Source organism: Pseudoalteromonas sp. P1-25 (assembly GCF_001401805.1).
Taxonomy (GTDB): Bacteria; Pseudomonadota; Gammaproteobacteria; order Enterobacterales; family Alteromonadaceae; genus Pseudoalteromonas.
On sequence record NZ_LKDW01000024.1, the window covers coordinates 21,108 to 39,733 of the forward strand.

General features: G+C 41.7%; 16 protein-coding genes. 8 read left to right on the forward strand and 8 right to left on the reverse strand.

Annotation, left to right across the window (positions count from 1 at the left end; all coding sequences use genetic code 11):
- Window positions 1-10: 10 nt before the first annotated feature.
- The 4 genes from AN393_RS14170 to AN393_RS14185 all read left to right on the forward strand — a co-directional run bounded on the left by AN393_RS14170 (window position 11) and on the right by AN393_RS14185 (window position 4,083).
- Window positions 11-1,006 (forward strand): AraC family transcriptional regulator, encoded by a 996-nt coding sequence (locus tag AN393_RS14170; RefSeq protein ID WP_055018432.1) that lies wholly within the window; start codon window positions 11-13, stop codon window positions 1,004-1,006.
- Between the two features lie 123 nt (window positions 1,007-1,129).
- Window positions 1,130-1,870, forward strand: a complete 741-nt coding sequence (locus AN393_RS14175; protein ID WP_408003154.1) for a substrate-binding periplasmic protein — start codon at window positions 1,130-1,132, stop codon at window positions 1,868-1,870.
- Window positions 1,871-1,916: 46 nt separating this feature from the next.
- Entirely contained in the window at window positions 1,917-2,867 is a 951-nt protein-coding gene (locus AN393_RS14180) for an alpha/beta fold hydrolase (protein ID WP_082422738.1), read from the forward strand.
- 127 nt (window positions 2,868-2,994) lie between these two features.
- Complete coding sequence (locus AN393_RS14185) at window positions 2,995-4,083, forward strand: polysaccharide lyase family 7 protein (protein ID WP_055018433.1); 1,089 nt, start codon at window positions 2,995-2,997, stop codon at window positions 4,081-4,083.
- On the opposite strand, the gene AN393_RS14190 is transcribed toward AN393_RS14185, so the two are convergent.
- Window positions 4,073-4,477, reverse strand: coding sequence for an NUDIX hydrolase (locus AN393_RS14190; RefSeq protein WP_055015074.1), 405 nt, complete (start codon window positions 4,475-4,477; stop codon window positions 4,073-4,075). The genes AN393_RS14185 and AN393_RS14190 overlap by 11 nt on opposite strands.
- Window positions 4,478-4,661: 184 nt before the next feature.
- On the opposite strand from AN393_RS14190, the gene AN393_RS14195 reads away from it, so the two are divergent.
- From AN393_RS14195 to AN393_RS14205, 3 genes are all read left to right on the forward strand, one after another.
- The gene (locus AN393_RS14195) at window positions 4,662-6,545 is read left to right on the forward strand and encodes an AMP-binding protein (protein WP_055018434.1); all 1,884 of its coding nucleotides are present in this window, start codon (window positions 4,662-4,664) and stop codon (window positions 6,543-6,545) included.
- Between the two features lie 109 nt (window positions 6,546-6,654).
- Window positions 6,655-7,512 (forward strand): MBL fold metallo-hydrolase, encoded by an 858-nt coding sequence (locus AN393_RS14200; RefSeq protein WP_055016352.1) that lies wholly within the window; start codon window positions 6,655-6,657, stop codon window positions 7,510-7,512.
- Window positions 7,513-7,619: 107 nt separating this feature from the next.
- Window positions 7,620-8,567, forward strand: a complete 948-nt coding sequence (locus tag AN393_RS14205) for an alpha/beta hydrolase (RefSeq protein WP_055018435.1) — start codon at window positions 7,620-7,622, stop codon at window positions 8,565-8,567.
- Between the two features lie 183 nt (window positions 8,568-8,750).
- On the opposite strand, the gene AN393_RS14210 is transcribed toward AN393_RS14205, so the two are convergent.
- The 7 genes from AN393_RS14210 to AN393_RS14240 form a co-directional block, all read right to left on the reverse strand.
- Window positions 8,751-9,095, reverse strand: coding sequence for a PDZ domain-containing protein (locus AN393_RS14210; protein ID WP_055018436.1), 345 nt, complete (start codon window positions 9,093-9,095; stop codon window positions 8,751-8,753).
- Window positions 9,096-9,171: 76 nt separating this feature from the next.
- Entirely contained in the window at window positions 9,172-9,630 is a 459-nt protein-coding gene (locus AN393_RS14215) for a hypothetical protein (RefSeq protein ID WP_055018437.1), read from the reverse strand.
- A gap of 210 nt (window positions 9,631-9,840) precedes the next feature.
- Window positions 9,841-11,127, reverse strand: a complete 1,287-nt coding sequence (locus AN393_RS14220) for a HAMP domain-containing sensor histidine kinase (RefSeq protein ID WP_055018438.1) — start codon at window positions 11,125-11,127, stop codon at window positions 9,841-9,843.
- Window positions 11,124-11,807: a response regulator transcription factor gene (locus AN393_RS14225; protein WP_055018439.1), complete on the reverse strand. Its 684-nt coding sequence runs from the start codon at window positions 11,805-11,807 to the stop codon at window positions 11,124-11,126. The genes AN393_RS14220 and AN393_RS14225 overlap by 4 nt, the downstream gene beginning before the upstream one ends.
- The gene (locus AN393_RS14230) at window positions 11,807-14,992 is read right to left on the reverse strand and encodes an efflux RND transporter permease subunit (protein WP_055018440.1); all 3,186 of its coding nucleotides are present in this window, start codon (window positions 14,990-14,992) and stop codon (window positions 11,807-11,809) included. The genes AN393_RS14225 and AN393_RS14230 overlap by 1 nt, the downstream gene beginning before the upstream one ends.
- Complete coding sequence (locus AN393_RS14235; protein ID WP_055016358.1) at window positions 14,992-16,137, reverse strand: efflux RND transporter periplasmic adaptor subunit; 1,146 nt, start codon at window positions 16,135-16,137, stop codon at window positions 14,992-14,994. Before AN393_RS14235 ends, AN393_RS14230 begins: the two co-directional genes overlap by 1 nt.
- Window positions 16,134-17,495: a TolC family protein gene (locus tag AN393_RS14240; RefSeq protein ID WP_055016359.1), complete on the reverse strand. Its 1,362-nt coding sequence runs from the start codon at window positions 17,493-17,495 to the stop codon at window positions 16,134-16,136. Before AN393_RS14240 ends, AN393_RS14235 begins: the two co-directional genes overlap by 4 nt.
- Before the next feature lie 152 nt (window positions 17,496-17,647).
- On the opposite strand from AN393_RS14240, the gene AN393_RS14245 reads away from it, so the two are divergent.
- The gene (locus AN393_RS14245) at window positions 17,648-18,340 is read left to right on the forward strand and encodes a hypothetical protein (protein ID WP_082422740.1); all 693 of its coding nucleotides are present in this window, start codon (window positions 17,648-17,650) and stop codon (window positions 18,338-18,340) included.
- Window positions 18,341-18,626 lie beyond the last annotated feature (286 nt).

Sequence of the window (18,626 nt, forward strand, 5' to 3'; positions counted from 1 at the left end):
TAGACGACAAATGCATACACTGGCTGATCATTACTTTTCGAGCATTTTAGATTACTTGCAAACCCAAGGTATTGATTCTAGTACAGCTCTTAATGCTATCGAGTTTACTGAATTTAGTCGCAAGCGTAGTCAGCAACTAGCACCGCGTATTAGCTTACAAAGTTACAACGCGCTGCTTGAGTACGGCCAAAAAGCGCTAAACGATCCGCTGTTTGGTTTTACTTTAGGTATGCACATTCGCCCCGCTGATTACGGTATATTGGGCTATTTAATTGAATCGAGCGATACGCTAAGTAGCGCTATAAAGGCACTGTTAAATTACGACAGCTTAGTGGCAGATATTGGTAAAGCGCAGTTTTTGCAAACTGCAGACACCGCCACGGTTCGCTGGCATGCTCATCCTCATTGTAATGAACAAGTTGTACTACGAAACATGACCGCTTGGGTAAGCGTTATTCGCCAGCTAATAAACGCATCGCTTTGCCCAAGCAGTATCAGCTTTATACATAATTGGCCTAAAAAGCACACACATCAGTTAGAGACGTGGTTTAAGTGCCCTATTACAAGCGGTACAGCACATAATCAAATCAGCTTTCCCAGTCGTTATTTAGACCTTGCCTTTAAAACCGACAACGCCATTGTAAATGCTACATTTAGGCAGCTTTCACAGCAGCAGTTATCACACTTTAAAAGCCATCAAAGTCTTGTAGAAAAAGTTAAACAGTTACTTTCTACTAAAACAACGCTACAAAATTGCCAGCTTATGAGTGTTGCAAGCGCATTAAACGTAACACCACGCACGCTACAACGCCATTTAAAAAAACAACATGTAACCTTTGCGCAATTACTAGAACAAGAAAGAAAAAACCGCTCCCACACGTTAATTGGCACGCTCCCACTTAGCGAACTCGCTAACCTGTTAGGCTTTAAAGATCAAAGCTCGTTTAATCGCGCCTTTTTACGTTGGCACCATTGCACACCCACACAGTTTATAAAAAGTAAATAATCGGCATAGCCACTCACATTAAATAAACATTAATGGTATACCTTTTAATCAACACTCTTTAAACTAGAGCACATAATAATAAAAATGTGGGTTATATTTGTGCGTGTTGTTATGAGTATTTGTATGTTTATGCTTTATAGCGTTATGTGCAACGCACAGACCATTACCTTTATCGCAGAAGACCTGCCGCCTTATCATTTTATAAATGAAAATAACCAACCTGACGGCGCATTAATCGATTTAGCCAAAGCCACCATTAAACACACAAAGCTATCCGCCAAGTTTGAAATAATCCCGATGGCGCGTATTTTTACAATGCTTAAAAACAACCCAAATGCAATAGCGTTGTCTCTTTTAAAAACCCCTATTAGGGCAAGCCAATACACCTGGTTAGGTGAATCATACTTTGCCGATGCTTATTTAGTTAGTTTAAAAAACCGTACCGACGAAGTTACCCACCTCAACCACGCAAAATTTTACCAAGTAGCCACCATACGTGGCTATTCTAGTGCTAACTATTTAAAAAATGCCGGTTTTGTAGAAGGTGAAAACCTAGTTCTTGTAAGCTACTATCAACAACTATGGCAAATGCTTTATAAAAAACGCATCGATTTTGTATTAACCAACACACTTACGTTAAATAACGAGCTAAAGCACTCAGGCCTTAATCCGAGTTTAATAACTAAACGCATCCATTTAACTGACTACCCTTCAAAATTACATTTTAGTGCCAACAAAGCGCTAGATAAACACACTGCACGCGCTATTAGCCATGCACTTAACACGCTAAAAGAAAACGGTGAATATCAGGCTATTTTAACCAAGTGGCAACTACCGCTTCCAGCAGCTGCCAACAAATTGTAACAAACAGGGTCTACAATTTTAGCAACGCAAACACTGCTATTTGGCTATGCGATTAATTAAAACACCTCAAGGCATAAAACTCAGTTACCAAGACGAAGGCGCTAAAAAAGCCCCCACAATCATACTTATTATGGGTTTAGGCGCACAAATGACCGTGTGGCCTGACTCGCTTTACTACACCTTAGTAAAAAAAGGGTTTAGGGTTATACGCTTTGATAACCGCGACACAGGCCTTTCTACCCATTTAGAGCATCACTCTAGCCCGAGTTTATTTAAATCGTGGTTAAGTAAACGCCTGCCCATACGCACGCAAACGCCCTATTTACTTGATGATATGGCAAACGATGTATTAGCGCTTATGGCGGCGCTTAAAATTAAAAAAGCGCATTTTGTAGGTGCTTCTATGGGTGGTATGATTGCTCAACTCATTGCGGCTCAGCATAAAAAAAAGGTGCTAAGTTTAACCACGATTATGTCAAGCTCAAGCTTACCCCGCCTTAGCGCTAAAAGCATTGGCGTATTTATAAAGCTTGCCAAATTAAAGCCCAAAACATCCAGCCTTGATGAGGCAATAAACTACAACATAAAACTTAATCAACTTATTGGCAGCCCCGCCTACCCTCAATCAGAAGACGCACTTCGTCAACATGCAACACAAATTGTAGAACGCGCGCATAATCCAAATGGCTACAAACGCCAACTGATTGCTATGGCTGCGAGTAAAGATAGACAACATTTAATTCGTAAAATTAAAACACCCACTTTAGTAATTCATGGCAGCGATGATGTAGTGATACCCGTAAGTGCAGGCAAAAAAACGGCAAGCCTTATAAAAAAAGCCAAGTTAAGAGTAGTCCCGGGGATGGGTCATAACTTTGCGCCAGAACTCATGCCGCTTATGACAAAGTGGATAGTTAAGCATGTAAAAAAAGCGCAGCGCAAACACCTAAATAAAAAACGTAAAAAACAAAATCAACAAAAAACCACATTGGTATAACCAAAAGAGCACTATAAAAATTACATAAATACAAAATTGGTAATGTTGATATTTTAAATTGGTATGTTAGATTAAAGTTAAGCGACGTTAATATCGTTCATTTTAAAATCATCACACAGAGACAACAATGAAAAATCTAACATCTACTTTTAAACTCACAGCACTGGCTGCTGTTACCCCTTTGTTATTTATGGGCTGTGCCAGTACTACTACACCTGTTGATAGTAATGTCGCAGTACCTGCGTCAAAATTTGATTTATCACAATGGAAAATTAACGTTCCTGTCGATCTTAATAACGATGGAAAAATAGATACAATCGACGTTGAAGAGATTCAAACCTACGCACACCCTGATTTTTTCTACCTTGATGATCAGGGCTATATGGTATTTACCTCGCCAAATAAAGCGCTTACCAGCGCTAACTCAACCAATACCCGCAGTGAGTTAAGACAAATGATCCGCGGCACAAATACCAAAATAAAAACTAAAAATTCAAAAAATAACTTTGCCTTAGCTGTACACCCGCTATCGGAGCGTTTTGGCTCGGTAGGCGGAAAAATGGAAGCCACCCTAAAGGTGGATCATGTTGCACTGCGCGCTAACGATCCTAATAAAAAAGCTGCGTATTCTGTAGTTGTAGGGCAAATTCACGCAGGTAAAGATCAAGCCTTAATCGACACAAAACTAGGTTTTGGCTGGGGTAACGAACCGCTTAAAATTTATTATAAAAAATGGCCAGGGCATAAAACCGGATCTGTTTTTTGGAACTACGAGCGTAACCTACCAAAAAAAGATCCTAACCGTACCGACATTACATACCCTGTTTGGGGTAACACGTGGGAAAACCCAAACGATCCCGGTGCGGCAGGCATAGCGCTTGGCGAAGACTTTAGCTACACAGTAAACGTACATAAAAACGTGATGTACTTAACCTTTAGCGCACAAGGCAAAAAAGACGTTAACTACGCAATTAACTTGGGCAATAACGTAGATGCCTATGGCAAAGTAGATGAAAAAGATCACCCTAATGGCTATGCTGCCGATTGGCATTACTTTAAAGCGGGTGCTTATAACCAATGTAGCACCAAAAGTGCTAAAGGTATTTGGTACCCAGGTTGTTTAGGCACTGGCGATTGGGCCACCGACAAACAAAATGGTGATTATGCCCAAGTGAGCTTTAAAAAATTAGTATTAAGCCCGTCAACTAAGCCGTAAGGGTTGTTGTCGTTAAGTAGTTTTTAAGTGATGTAAACAGTGGCGATGGTAAATTATTAATATCGCACCAACGCCACTGCATACATTTATTTGGCTCGTTTAGCACAGGCTCGCCGCCTTCGTAATCGGCTTTTACGTATAAAGTAATGTAGTGTTTATTGTCAGCACTAAAAATATCGTTAGTAAAATCAAGCTTAGTAATTTTACTCACATTTAGCCCTGTTTCTTCAAATACCTCGCGTATTGCGCATTGCTCAACACTTTCGCCAAACTCTAAATGCCCGCCAGGCGTTGCCCATGTATTTGCACCATGTGCACCTATTCGCTCACCTAATAAAATAGTGTTTTGGCGCATAATAATAACCGCCACGCCTACTCGTACTGTGTTACTCATAAATTATTTTCACTTATTTTAATTGCTCGCCATGCTGAGCTACACGCTTTGTATTGTCAATTTTGTATTTTTAACCCCAAATTGTTGATTAACTTTTAGCCGACCATAGTCGAATACCTATCGGTTAAAAAAAAGCCTACATTTTGTAAGGTCTCTCAAACACATTTAGTATTAGGAGCCCATGATGTTAGGCCCATATAAACAACAATACGAAAGCTTTAAACAAAACCCAGCACAATTTTGGCTTGAACAAGCAAAGCGCCTACCTTGGTATAAAAAGCCTGAACACGCCTACACACAAGACACTGACGACCTTTACCATTGGTTTGATGATGGCCAACTAAACACCTGTTTTTTAGCGCTCGACCAACACGTTATTGCCGGCTTTGGCGAGCAAACCGCGCTTATTTACGACTCCCCCGTTACCAACACGCAGCAAAAGTATAGCTACTACCAGCTACAGCAAGAGGTAGCTAAATTTGCCGGTGTAATGCAATCGTTAGGCGTTAGTAAAGGCGACCGTGTTGTTATTTATATGCCCATGATCCCCCAAGCTGTAATTGGCATGCTGGCCTGCGCCCGATTAGGTGCTATACATTCTGTGGTATTTGGCGGCTTTGCAGCACATGAACTTGCCATACGCATTGACGATGCAAAGCCTAAACTCATACTAAGCGCTTCGTGCGGTGTAGAGATAGATAGCGTAATAGAATATAAACCGCTGATTGATCACGCCATAGCTCTTGCCAATCATAAAATAGATCACTGCGTTATTTACCAACGCGAACAAGTAGCTGCCACGCTTATCCCCTCAAGGGATATTAACTGGGATGAAGCAATGCAAACAGCCACTGCAGTGGAGCCAGTGCCTGTAAGTGGCAGTGATCCACTTTATATTTTATATACATCAGGCACCACAGGTACGCCCAAAGGCGTAGTGCGCGAAAACGGCGGCCATGGCGTTGCTATGCACTACAGCATGGAAACCGTTTACGGTATGCAGCCCGGCGACGTGTTTTGGGCTGCCTCAGACATAGGCTGGGTAGTTGGGCATTCATACATAGTGTATGCCCCGCTAATTTATCGCTGTACAACAATATTATACGAAGGCAAACCAGTTCGCACACCTGATGCCAGTGCATTTTGGCGTGTAGTAGAGCAGTACCAAGTAAATGCATTATTTACAGCGCCCACCGCCTTTAGAGCCATTAAAAAAGAAGACCCAAATGCAGAGGGCTTTAAACAATACAACACCCGTAGTTTAAAGCGCATATTTTTAGCAGGCGAGCGGCTCGACCCGCCAACGTATAGCTGGCTTAAAGAAAAAACAAAGCTGCCCATACTCGATCATTGGTGGCAAACAGAAACTGGCTGGGCTATAGCCTGTAACCCCGTAGGCATAGAAGAATTAGTAACAAAACCAGGTAGCTCAACCGTGCCAACCCCTGGGTTTGATGTGCAAATATTGAATATGCAAGGCAAGCAATGCGCACCAAACGAGCAAGGCGTGGTGGCTATAAAATTGCCGCTGCCGCCAGGTTGCTTACCCACCATTTGGCAAAACACAGCGCGCTTTAAAACCGGTTATTTAACTCAGTACCCGGGGTATTATCTTTCCGGCGATGGTGGTTACATAGATGATGATGGTTACCTATTTATAATGGGCCGCACAGACGATGTTATAAACGTAGCAGGCCATAGGCTTTCAACTGGCGAAATGGAAGAAATAGTCGCATCCCACCCTGCCGTTGCAGAGTGCGCGGTGTTTGGGGTTACCGATACACTAAAAGGCCAATTACCGATGGCCATGATCGTACTTAAAAACGACTTTACCGGCTCCCCTACCGATGTAGAGCAAGCGCTTGTGCAAACAGTACGCAACCAAATAGGCGCTATAGCGTGCCTTAAAACGATAGTAAGCGTAGAGCGATTACCAAAAACTCGTTCAGGTAAAATACTACGCAAAAATTTACGTCAATTGGTCGATGGCGACGAACTACAAATTCCTTCAACCATAGACGATGCCGGTATTTTTGAAGAAATAAACCAGCAACTCATCCTGCGTTAAATCCAACCTAACAAAGCCATTTTATATTTATATAAAGTGGCTTTTACTGAAATTTATTCCTTACTTGTACTTTCTTACTTAATACTAAGAACATTAAACAGGATTGTGCATGCTTCGCTTAATACAAACACTACTTGCCACCAGCCTACTACTTACAGGTTTTATGGCACAAAGTTACGAAATTGAAGATTTAGGCGATGGCCTCCACCGCTTTATTGACGACAGACACCGCTCGGTATTTTTAATCACTCCACAAGGCGCAATAGTTACCGACCCACTTAATAAAAAAGCCGCCACTTGGTTAAAGGAGCAAATTAAAACCCGCTTTAACGTACCCGTTAAATACGTTGTATACAGCCATAATCACAGCGACCATATTTACGGTGCAGAGGTATTTAAAAGCCCGCACACTACCTTTGTAGCACACAAACTTACTGCGCAAGATATTAAAAACACGCAAATAAAAACGGTTATGCCTAACCTTACTTTTGATGACGAGCTAATACTTACCCTTGGCGGCTCAACCTTAAAACTTAACTACCACGGCCCTAACGATGGCCGAGGCTCAGTGAGTATGCTGTTCGAAAAACAAAAAACATTATTTGTAGTCGACTGGATTGTTATTGGCAGAATGCCATGGCAAAAACTATGGAGCTACGATATTCAAGGTATGATTAATTCAACCCAAGCGGTTTTAAATTACGACTTTAATACCTTTGTGGGCGGCCATGCCGATATGGGTAATAAAGCCGATGTAGTACGTTATTTAAGCTATATAGAGCAGCTTTACAGCCAAGTAACCGCTGCAGCGCTCGCGGGGCAAAGCCTAGAACAAATAAAACAAAACGTTAAGCTCGATGAATTTTCAGATTTAAAGCAATACCAAGCCTGGCTGCCACTTAATATTGAAGGCGTATACGAGCGCCTTATGGAAGAGTCAGGCATGGGCTGGCGCAGCGATTTATAAATTGTATGCGTATGCATGCGTTGCTTAAATACAAGTGCATACGTATTCACATTGAATTAACAACGCAAGCTTGTGATAGTGCACTTTTTGTATGCTAAGGCGCCACCATGAAATTAGTTGCTTTACTGTTAAGCTTATCAATATTTGTAGTGCATACCAGCTATGCAAACACGGCCAATGTGCAAGTAAGCAAAGGCCACATTGAGGTAATCGACAATATAGAATCACAGTTTGTAAAAAACCGCTTTTTAAATGTTTGGCTACCGCCAGGTTACAACAAAAACACCACTTACGACGTACTCTACATGCACGATGGCCGCATGCTATTTGATGCTAACAGCACATGGAACAAGCAAGAATGGCGCGTAGATGAAGTAGCCGGCACACTAATAGAGCAAGGTAAAGTACGCCCATTTATTGTGGTCGGCATTCCAAACGCCGTAGAAAACCGCCACAGCGAATACTACCCACAAAAACCGTTTGAGGCCCTAAGCAAGCAAAAGCAAAACGCCCTTTACCAGTTAGAAAAATACCCAGGCCATAAATTATTTGCCTCTAAGGTTTACTCAGATAACTACTCACGCTTTTTAGTTAAAGAAGTTATTCCTTACATTGAGTCTAACTACAACGTAAACAAAGGCGCGCAGCACCGCTATATTGGTGGCTCTAGCATGGGCGGGCTTATATCGTGGTATACACTACTTAATTACCCTCACGAATTTGCCGGCGCTATTTGTATGTCGACCCACTGGCCAGGTATTTTTAGCCACGACGACGAAGTATTTGCACAATTTAAAAATTACATTGCCAACAACATCGCAAAGCTAAGTAACCACAAAGTGTATTTTGATTACGGCGACAGCACCTTAGATGCCATGTATCCTAAGCTACAAGGGCAAATTGATGATTTATTTATGGCGCAACAATACCCAGCAAAACTTTGGCAAAGCCAGTACTTCCCAGGGGAAGATCACACCGAAAATGCATGGGCAAAACGCCTACATATTCCCCTTGAGTTTATGTTTAGAAAAACCAAACAAGCTTCAGCCGAGTAATCATTTACAGGTATTATCCTATCAGTAATCACAAAAAAGCGGCTTAACGTTCATTGCGTTAAGCCGCTTTTTTAATACACTTTTAAACCGTTTAAAAACGTAGGTCGGATAAGCGCAGCGTCATCCGACAACTAACGGCGTTTTATAACTAATTATGGTTTAATACTTTAAAGCTCAATAGGCTTACCAAGCATTCATAGGAACTTCTAAAGGAACTTGGCTACCATCCTCATTTTCTAAAACTAACTGTAAGATATCTCCTGACTCCTTGCGCATTAATTTTTTTGCTTTACTGGCAGGGCAGCCCGGAATTTTACAGCCTTCTATAGAAATAATTTTTTGCCCTGCAATAATCCCTGCTTTTTCAGCGGGAGAACTAGGCTTTACTTCTTCAATAATAAATGACATTACTTTTGGGCTAAAAAAGCCATCCGCCCCAACGTTCCCTACAACTCCAAGCTTCACTTCTTCTGCTGCCAAGGCATTAAAAGAAATAATTGATATTAAAATAATTATAATTTTGAACATAAAATAAACACTCCCTGTTAGCCAACACTAAATATGTTGGTATCGTTTTTTGTATTGTTTGCTAAATATATGACTATTAATCATTCTCTGGGTCGCCGCGTTTATTATATCGCTCTTTGAATGACTCATAGTCTTCGCTTTCAAGTAATAAAACATTTTGTAAAGTATAACTAGCTGCACCGTATATAAAATTAGCTGAAACAGAAACACTTTCCCCTATTTCAAAATCAGAACGATTAAACCCGCTAATTTCAGACTTGTTTATAGCAGCACACAACGAAGCTAACTTCTTTGGACCACTATTAATATTTATGCATAACTCTGATATTAGTTGACCTTGCTGATCAACTTCGGGATACATTAGTATTATCCAGCTATCGTCCAAATTTTCACTATTTCCATCAACTAGTCGATGAATGTGTAATTTTTTTGCTTCATCTGAGCTCAGTACATTTTCAGAAATAATAAGCGATGTGTTTTCAGCACTACATACCCAAAATGGGCAAAGTAATATAAAAACTAAAAGTATCTGCATACATTTCCTAAAATAAAACATTCAATAATCGCAACTAGTTTGTACTGGATTGCCCTGATTGCTATAGAGCAATTTCCCATACCGAGTTTTACACTCTACTATCGCATACTATTTAATCAAATGTTTAATTTCACATAAAAAACCGCGCTAACCCTTTATAAAAAAGCTTTAGCGCGGTTATCAATACTTGAAACCTAATTAACCAAGTAACTAGCTAAAATCGACCACCACTTCATAGCGCCCTGGCATGTCGTTTACATCGTAAACCCAACCGTGGCGTTTAATTATTTTTTCACTTAATTGCAAGCCTAGTCCGTACCCTATGCTGGCGGGTTTTACTGAAGGCTCGCTCGCTTTAGGGGCATCGTCCTGCTTACTACAATTAACAATAGTGATTTTACTGCCTTGCTGCGTAATGTGTACTTGGCCCGCTTGTGTATGCTGATAAGCATTACGAATTAAGTTAGTCAGTACAATGTGACACGCAGTAGCATCGGTTGTAATTAAGCGCTCTTGCTGGGTGTTTAAAACCACCTCAACGTGCTTAGCATTAAGCAGGTAATTAAGCTCATTACTTAGGGTCGTTATTTTATCACTCAGATTTACAGGCTCAGGGCTACTTTGCTGATCTTCGTTGCGGCTTAGCCATAATAGCGTATCGGTTAAATCGCTCATGGTTAAACCAGCGCGCTCTATACGCTTAAGTGTAAGCTGCTGTTTATCGCTCAACGGGGCTTTTTCGCTTAAACGGTTGAGTAGCTCTACGTTGCTGCGAATAACCGAAATTGGCGTACGCAGCTCGTGACTAGCATAGCTTAAAAAGCGCTGTTCGCGCTCTACGCTTTCGTGCGCCGAAAGCAAGCTACTGCGTATTAATGTGGCTAAAACATTAAGCTCATGGTAAGTAAAATCAGGCGGGGTTTGCTGTAAATTAGCTTGATTTAACGATTTAGCCCACCCTCGTAAGGACTCCACGGGCTTGGCTATTTTTTTCATTACCATAAACAAAAAAAACGCAAATAACACAATAGCTGCCAAGCCCGTTACAACAATCCATAGCATGCGCTGTTCGGGATCTATATTGGCAATGACCGTGGGGCGGTCTTTTTCGAGCATAATACGCGATACATAACGTGGCTCGCCCAATTCATTTGGATAATACACAACAAAAAAAAGATTCTCAGGCAATGTAAACATCGACGACTGATCTTTTCTTTTGTGCAGTAAGCCTATTTCTGTAGGCTTTGAAAAACGCTGTTTAATTATGCTTGGCATATCTTCCCAGCGGCTTGCAACAGTAAAACCTATTATGTCTTTTGGCTCCCCTGCTTTTACCTGCGTTGTTTGCGTAAGCTTTAGCATTATCCCGTTTAAGCCTTTATCAAGGCCATCAACAAAGTAATTTACACTTAAAAATGAATAGCCGATGGCCATAGCAGAGCTAAGCACCACCATACTGGCAAAAAAGTAAATTCTTAGGCTTGGCCTTATTTTCATTGCGGTTGCTCTTGGGTTGGTTTTATTGCAAAGCCAACACTTGGAATGGTTTCAAGCTTTACTTGTTTAGATGCCCCTTCTAACTGCTTACGCAAATGGTAAATATGCACTTTTAAGCTATTACTATCAGGCTGTTCTTCGCCCCAAACAGCTTGCATAATAGCGCTGCGTGTAACAGGCTGCGGCGCTTCGCGTACTAGGGTCTCTAACAATTTAAAGGCGATAGGCGATAACTTTAGTGTTTGCCCCTCCACCTCGGCACTGCGCTTTGCTAAATCTAAATTTAAATTAGCTAAGGTGAGGCGTTTTACCTCACCGCTTTTACGCTTTGCCAATACTTGTACACGCGCTACCAGCTCTTTCATGGCAAAAGGTTTTACTAGGTAGTCGTCGCTACCAGCATCGAAGCCTTCTAGTTTATTATCGAGGCTATCGCGAGCAGTGAGCATTAATACCGGCGTATCTTTACCTTGTTCGCGCAATGTCCTACACATTGTTAAGCCGTCCATTTTGGGCATGTTTACATCTAAAATAATCATTTGATAGTGGTTAATTTGCAGTAAATTTAAGCCCATAACGCCGTTGCTTGCGTGGTCACACTCAATGTCTTCTATATCGAGATAATCAACAATTGTTGTTGCCAGGTCTATGTCGTCTTCAACCAGTAGTACGTTTATCATTAAGAGGTTGCTCCTTGAGTGCGTTTTCCACTTAAAAAGTCTATCACATTGGCAATTAAGCGCTTAATCTCAACTTGAATCATTAGCAAGGCCGGAATAAGTATTAACGTAATAACCGTAGCAAACAAAATACCATAGCCAAGTGATGCCGCAGCAGGGATTAAAAACTGCGCCTGCATTGAGGTTTCGCCCAATAATGGCACTAAGCCCGCATAGGTTGTAATAGAGGTAAGCATTACTGCACGTAAACGGCTTGTACATGACTCTATAATGGCATCGTGGGTGTTCATGCCCTCATCTTTTACAAGCTCGTTAAAGCGCGAAACAAGTAATAAGCTGTCGTTTACGACTACCCCGCTTAGCGCCAAAATACCATTTAACGAGAGTATACTTATGGTTAAGTCGTTCCACCAGTGGCCTAAAATAGCCCCTACAACACCAAATGGAATCGCCACCATAATCAACATAGGTTGAATGTAAGATTTAAGCGGAATAGCAAGCAATACGTATATAACTAATAACGCTGCTATAAACATAGTGCCCATTGAGCCTGTAGTTTCATCTTGCTCTTCGGCTTCGCCGGCAAAGTGAATACTTAAGTTAGGGAACTGCTTAGTAAGCTCAGGAACTAAATCGCGACTTAAATTATCAACCAGCTCATTAGAGGCCACTACGTTTTTGTCAACTTGCGCACTTAAGTAAATTGCACGTAGGCCATCAATGCGGGTTATTTCATCTTGTTGATATTCGCTGCTTATATTTGCTACGTTAACCAAAGGCACTACGGTGCCATCGGGTAATCTAATACGCGACTGCATTATATCAGCCGGTGTTTTACGGGCATTTTCAGGGTAGCGTACACGTACTTTTACTTCGTCTTTATCGCGTTGGTAGCGCTGTACAATTGCACCACCGAAAGCTTGTAAAACTTGCTCTGATAGGCTCGCCGTATCCATACCTAAAGCGCGCCCTTGTGCGCTTAAGGTAAATTTAAGCTGTGGCTGACCTGGGTTTAAATTATCGTCTATGCCATTAACGCCAGCGGTGTTTTGTAAGCGCTCTTTAAATAATGCGCCTGCAGCCATTACGGTTTCATCATCCCACGCTTTTAGCTCTACTTTAAAGTTATCAACCATTTTACGTGTGGCTAATACTTGTAGTTTTTTACTGCCCTCTGGCATGCCAGCAAGGCGTTGCCACTCTTGTGCAAATTCATTTGCTGTAAAGGCACCTTCGTTCAGTAATTCAACCGTAACGGTACCACTTGTATCGCTACTACTCACAAGTTGTAAGCTGGTTATTTCGCTATCTTGCGAATCAAACTTATCCATTAAGTTTTGCTCAGCTTGAATTGCAGCCTGCTCAAGCGCTAACAAGTTTTTATTAGTTTGCCCATACGCCGCATCGTTTTGCATAACAAGCTCAGCGCTGACGGTATCGCCGGCAATGCTTGGGAAAAACCCCACTTTCACTGCGCCTGTCATTGGCATACCAATAACCAGGATAAAAAAGGCTATAAAAGCAGCAACTACCGCATACCTAAAACGTAGCGAGTATTCAATAACGCGGCGATACACATTTTCGCTAAACCAATTTAGGCCGCTGTCGGCACCGTGCTGCACCTTAGACCACAAGCCGCTTATGCCCGATTTTAACTGACGCTTAGTGCTAATATGGGCTAAATGCGACGGTAAAATAAGTTTTGATTCAACAACCGAAAGCAGTAAACAAATAGTCACTACGGTTGCAAACTGGGCGTAAATTTTACCTAGGTTGCCTGATACATTCGAAAGTGCCACAAACGCAGCCACCGTGGTCAATACGCCAAAGATGGTGGGCACCGCCACCTTCATGGTGCCTAAAATTGTGTTATTGAGGGTATCGCCATGCTTTTTACGGGTGGTATAAATACTCTCCCCTACCACCACTGCATCGTCGACCACTATGCCTAGTGCCATAATAAAACCAAAGGTGGTCATTTCATTTATGGTCAGCGCGGTGTAACTGTCGGTCATAAAGTACAGCGTGCCAAAAAATACAAATGGTAAGCCGCCTGCTACCCATAGCGCAACGCGTACGTTTAAAAATATCGCTAAAATTACAAACACCATAATAATACCGGTTACGGCGTTTTTAGTAAGTAGCGATAGGCGCTCGGTGATCATGGTGCTTTTATCTTGCCAGCTCTCAAGCTCTACATTTTGTGGTAATAAACCGCGCTCATGCCACGTATCAATTACACTTTGAGCTTGCTCAACAATCATGGTTATATCGCTGTTTTCATCCATTAAAATTTCAATGCCTACAGCATTTTTTTGATTGTAACGGCTTAACGAGTTGGTATCTTCTGCGAAGGTGTCGGTAACGGTTGCTACATCACCTAATTTAATTTGTGTGCCTGATTGCGTTGTTAGTAACACAATATCAGCAAAGTCGCGCTGCCAATAAGCTTGGTCAGCGGCTTTTAAACGTATAATTTTATTGCTATCGCGTAAGCTAGTCGAAAGCGGGCTCGATGATTCGTTATTAATTACTTCACTTACGTCGCTAATGGTTAAGCCGTAGGCTTGTAATTTACCTTCGTCGATTTCTACCGACATCATAGGGTCAAGCACGCCTGATTGCTCTACATCGCTAATGCCTGATTTAGCTAATAAATCAGCTTTTAATTGCTCACCAAGGCTTTGCAATGTATGGCGATCGGCATCACCAAATAATTGTATGGATAATGCGTGATCTTGCCTGCGGGCTTTGTCGATCACCGGCTCTTCGGCATCTGCCGGAAAGTTGTTTATGGCATCTACTTGGTTTTTAACGTCGGTGAGTAGCTCATCAAGCGAGTAGTCGGTTTTTTTCTCTATGCTTACATGGCTGCCGCTGGCATCTGATGTAGAGGTAATACGCTTAATACCCGGTACGGTTTCAAGGGCTTCTTCTATTTTCAGCGCAATGCCTTCCTCTGCTTGCAGGGCGTCACCACTGTCGTAAACCACCGATACAGAAATAGTATCCGGCTCAAGACTTGGAAACGCCTCTTTACGCAAGGTAGAGAGGGAGATTATACCCATTACTATTACACTAATGAGTAATAAATTGGCGGCCACTGAGTTATTAGCAAACCAGCTAATAATGCCGTTCAAAGGGTTAGTGTTATTAGGTAATTGCGGTGCTTGATGCGGGCTCATTATGGCATCTCCTCAACAACGGGGTTTACTAACATTTCGTTTAGGTAGCTCACTAACGGGCGTGCAACTACGCGTAAATTGGTATGCCCTTCAATAGGAGAGATATAAACGTAATCACCGCGCTCAAATAGTTTTTGCGCTTTAGCACTTACTAACGTATTTTGCTCATTTACGTACCAAATTAAACCATCTTGCGATACGGCTGATGCAGGCAATTTAATTACGTTATTAAGTGTTTTACCCGCAATTTGCACCGCTAAAAAAGTACCAGGTAACAACGGTTTTGCTTGCTCAAAAGGTTTATCTAGTGCAACCACTACAGTACGCTGACGCGAGCTGTCATCAAGGTGTTGCTCAAAGCGAGCTATATAACCTTGCCACTGATTTTGTGTTGTTACATCACTTAAAATAACCTCACCCGACTTATCGCTTGCTAAGTTTTGCCACTGACTTAATGAAAGCGGCACGCTAATTTCTACTTTGTCGGTGCTATTTAATGTAGCCAGTGTATCGCCAATGCTTACATATGTACCTAGGTCTATATCGCGCGATAAAATAACAGCATCAAACGGCGCACTTATATGGGTGTTTTTTTCATCACGCTGTGCGGTTTGTAATGCGTATTGCGCATTATCGGCCGTAGCTTGTGCAGCTTCTAGCTGAAGCGTTCTAAATACTAAGGGTGAGCTAGGCGCTTGGGTAACGCCCGAGCGCTGCCATTCACGTTTTGCTTGGTTTCCTAAGTCTTGCTCCTCTTGCAGTGCAAGCTTGGCATCTGCCAATGTGGCTTTAGCGCTCGCGACTGCTTGTAAGTATTCGGTGTTATCTATTTGTGCAAGCACTTGGCCTTTTTTAACGACATTACCTGTGGCAAATTGCTCACTCATATCCGTTATTTCGCCTTTAACTTGTGCTTTTAAGCTAAGTGCCCAATGTGCTTTAGCCTCACCGTGGCCACTAACATAGGCTTGGTATGTACTTGGCACAGCATTTATAACAGATACATTGGGTGCCACAGATTTAGCCGGCTCTGGCTTTGGACCATTTGCTTGCTGCGCCATTTTTTGGCCGTTATATGAAATAGCAAGCCCTATGCAAACAATGGCAACTAGGGTTACAACAACAGGTACTGGCGAAATTTTCATGACGATGCTCCAAGGCCCAAAGCAAGGCCTAAATCTATACGGTTAGTTAAAAGGGTGTAATTTATTTGGCTAAGCTGAGCTTGTAGGTCGTACACCTGCTGCTGCACAGTGAGTAGGTCTAAAATATCAACCAAACCTTGCTGGTATTTGCTTTGGTAGTTGCTATAGCTACGCTTAGCACTGGCAAGTGCGTTACTGATTTGAAGCTGCTGCTGTGTTAATGATTGCTCTTGCCCTAGTGCGTTTTCTACTTCGTTTACAGCGCTTAATAAGGTGTCTTGGTATTCCCAAAACGCTTGTTCGGCATTTAGTTTTGCAATATCAACTTGTGCACGCAATGCGCCACCTTGAAACAACGGCGCACTTAAACTGCCTAGTAAGTTCCATACTGGGCTGGTTAATAACGCTTTGCTGGGTGTGGTTGCTAAATCACTAAGTGATGCCGAAAGCGTAATGCTAGGGAGTAAATCTTTATAAGCTACATCCACTAAATAACGCTTAGATTGAATATTATAATAAGCACTTTGTAAGTCGGGGCGACGCGCTAAATCTTGCTCTGGTAATGCACTTAGCGGCTCCATAACCTCAGGTAAAACAGCGCTAGATGGTAAGTTTTCAAGTTTATCAACGCCCACTAATAATACTAAAGCGCGTTTTGCTTGCGCTATTTGCTCTTGGTAATCGGCAATAGTGGCTCTAGTTGAGGCGGTATTTGTACGCGCGGTATCAAGGGCTTCTAAATCACCTAAACCGTATTGGTAACGCTCAACAATACTTTGCTCGTTATTTTCTAAAACCGTTAAACGCTGCTGCTCTATGTTGAGTAAATCTTGCTGCAAAATAATATTTAAATACGTGCGTATCACGCTGGCTACTAAGGTGTCTTTAGCGCTTTGGTAAGTGGCCTGATTACTAGCTATGGTCATGTCTTGCGCGGCAACGTTATCAGCAATTTTTTGCCATACGTCGGCTTCCCAGCTAACCCCTAGCGATGAGCTGTACTGTGTGCCGGTTGTTTCGTTGCGCTGAGCGTCAAAGTCGGCATTGATGCTAAACCATTGGCTTGCTGCGGTTACATCACGCTGTGCATAAGCAAGTTTTAGCGCCACATGCACTTGATTAAACGACGGGTTATTTGCAATGGCTTGCTCAATAAGGGAATCAAGCCCCGCTATATTCACTAAATCGGTAATATAACTTACCTTGATTGCATCTTCTTGAGTGTATTGCCAATTTGTATGCTGCTTTAGAGACTGCTCGGTGCTATTACCTGTATAACTTGGCTGGCTACTACACGCAGCAAGCGTGCAGCTAAATGCAAGCAATAAAACTGTTGAACGCTTTTTAAAATAAACCATTTAACTGTGCCTAATTTACATCATTGCACACAGTTTATTAGGCCAAGGGTTAAGAGTGGGTTAAAAGGGGTTAACTACTTTAGATAAATTAATATTTGCCACGTTCTGTCAATTTACGTAGGCTTCGGCAAAAATCCTTATACACATCTCACATGCTAAAATTAATTTTTACTCTTTTTTTAATACTTCCTACTTTATTACAGGCTAAAGTCACCTTAAACGATAAAACGCTTATTTATAGTGGTCAAATCAACCAACAAAATAACAATACGGCAGCTGAGTTGTTAAAAAACAATCCCACTATTCATACTTTTACTATTACCAGCGGTGGCGGAAATATTGATTTAGGGATGGATTTAGCTGAGCTAATTTTGGCGCATAAATTAACCGTAAATATAAAGCAGTTTTGTTTTTCGTCGTGTGCTAATTATGTATTACTTGCTGGGCACCCAACTATAATAGAGCCCGGTGCAATTATTGGATGGCATGGTGATGCAGCTTCAGCAAAGTGGTTAGATAGTGATATTGATGCCATGGTAAAGCAATTAAAAGAGCCTCAAAAAAGCCAAAAATGGAAAGAATTACGTGCTCATTACGATGAGGTCATTAATAAAGCAAGCCTGCGCGAAAAAGCTCTCTACAACAAATTAAACGTAAATCACGACTTACTCACTGTTGGGTTAAAACCCAATTTACGCAGTGCTGCCATAAAGCAACGTGCTCGTGGTTGGACGTACTCACCTAAAGTGCTTAACTATTTTGGAATTAGCAATATTAGCTATAATAATTGGCAACCTCGTTCAGTTAAAAATTTTCCGCTTCTTATCATTAGCGACTTAAACTAATAACTATTCCTCTCTTACTAACCTCCTATTTTACTCATAATAAAGCCCTGTTAATAACAGGGTTTTGCTTTTTAGGAACATTTTAAACCACCAGCTAATATTACCTATTTATAATACAAATGGAGATTAAACTTTTAAATCTAATTGATATGCATTATCATTCGCAACATCATTAACTTTCTATATTAACAATAATGAACAAGCTAATTAAGTTTACCCCAATACTATGCGCCCTTGCTTTAGCTGGCTGTGGAGGCGGCTCTGGCAATACAGCCCCGCAGTTTGC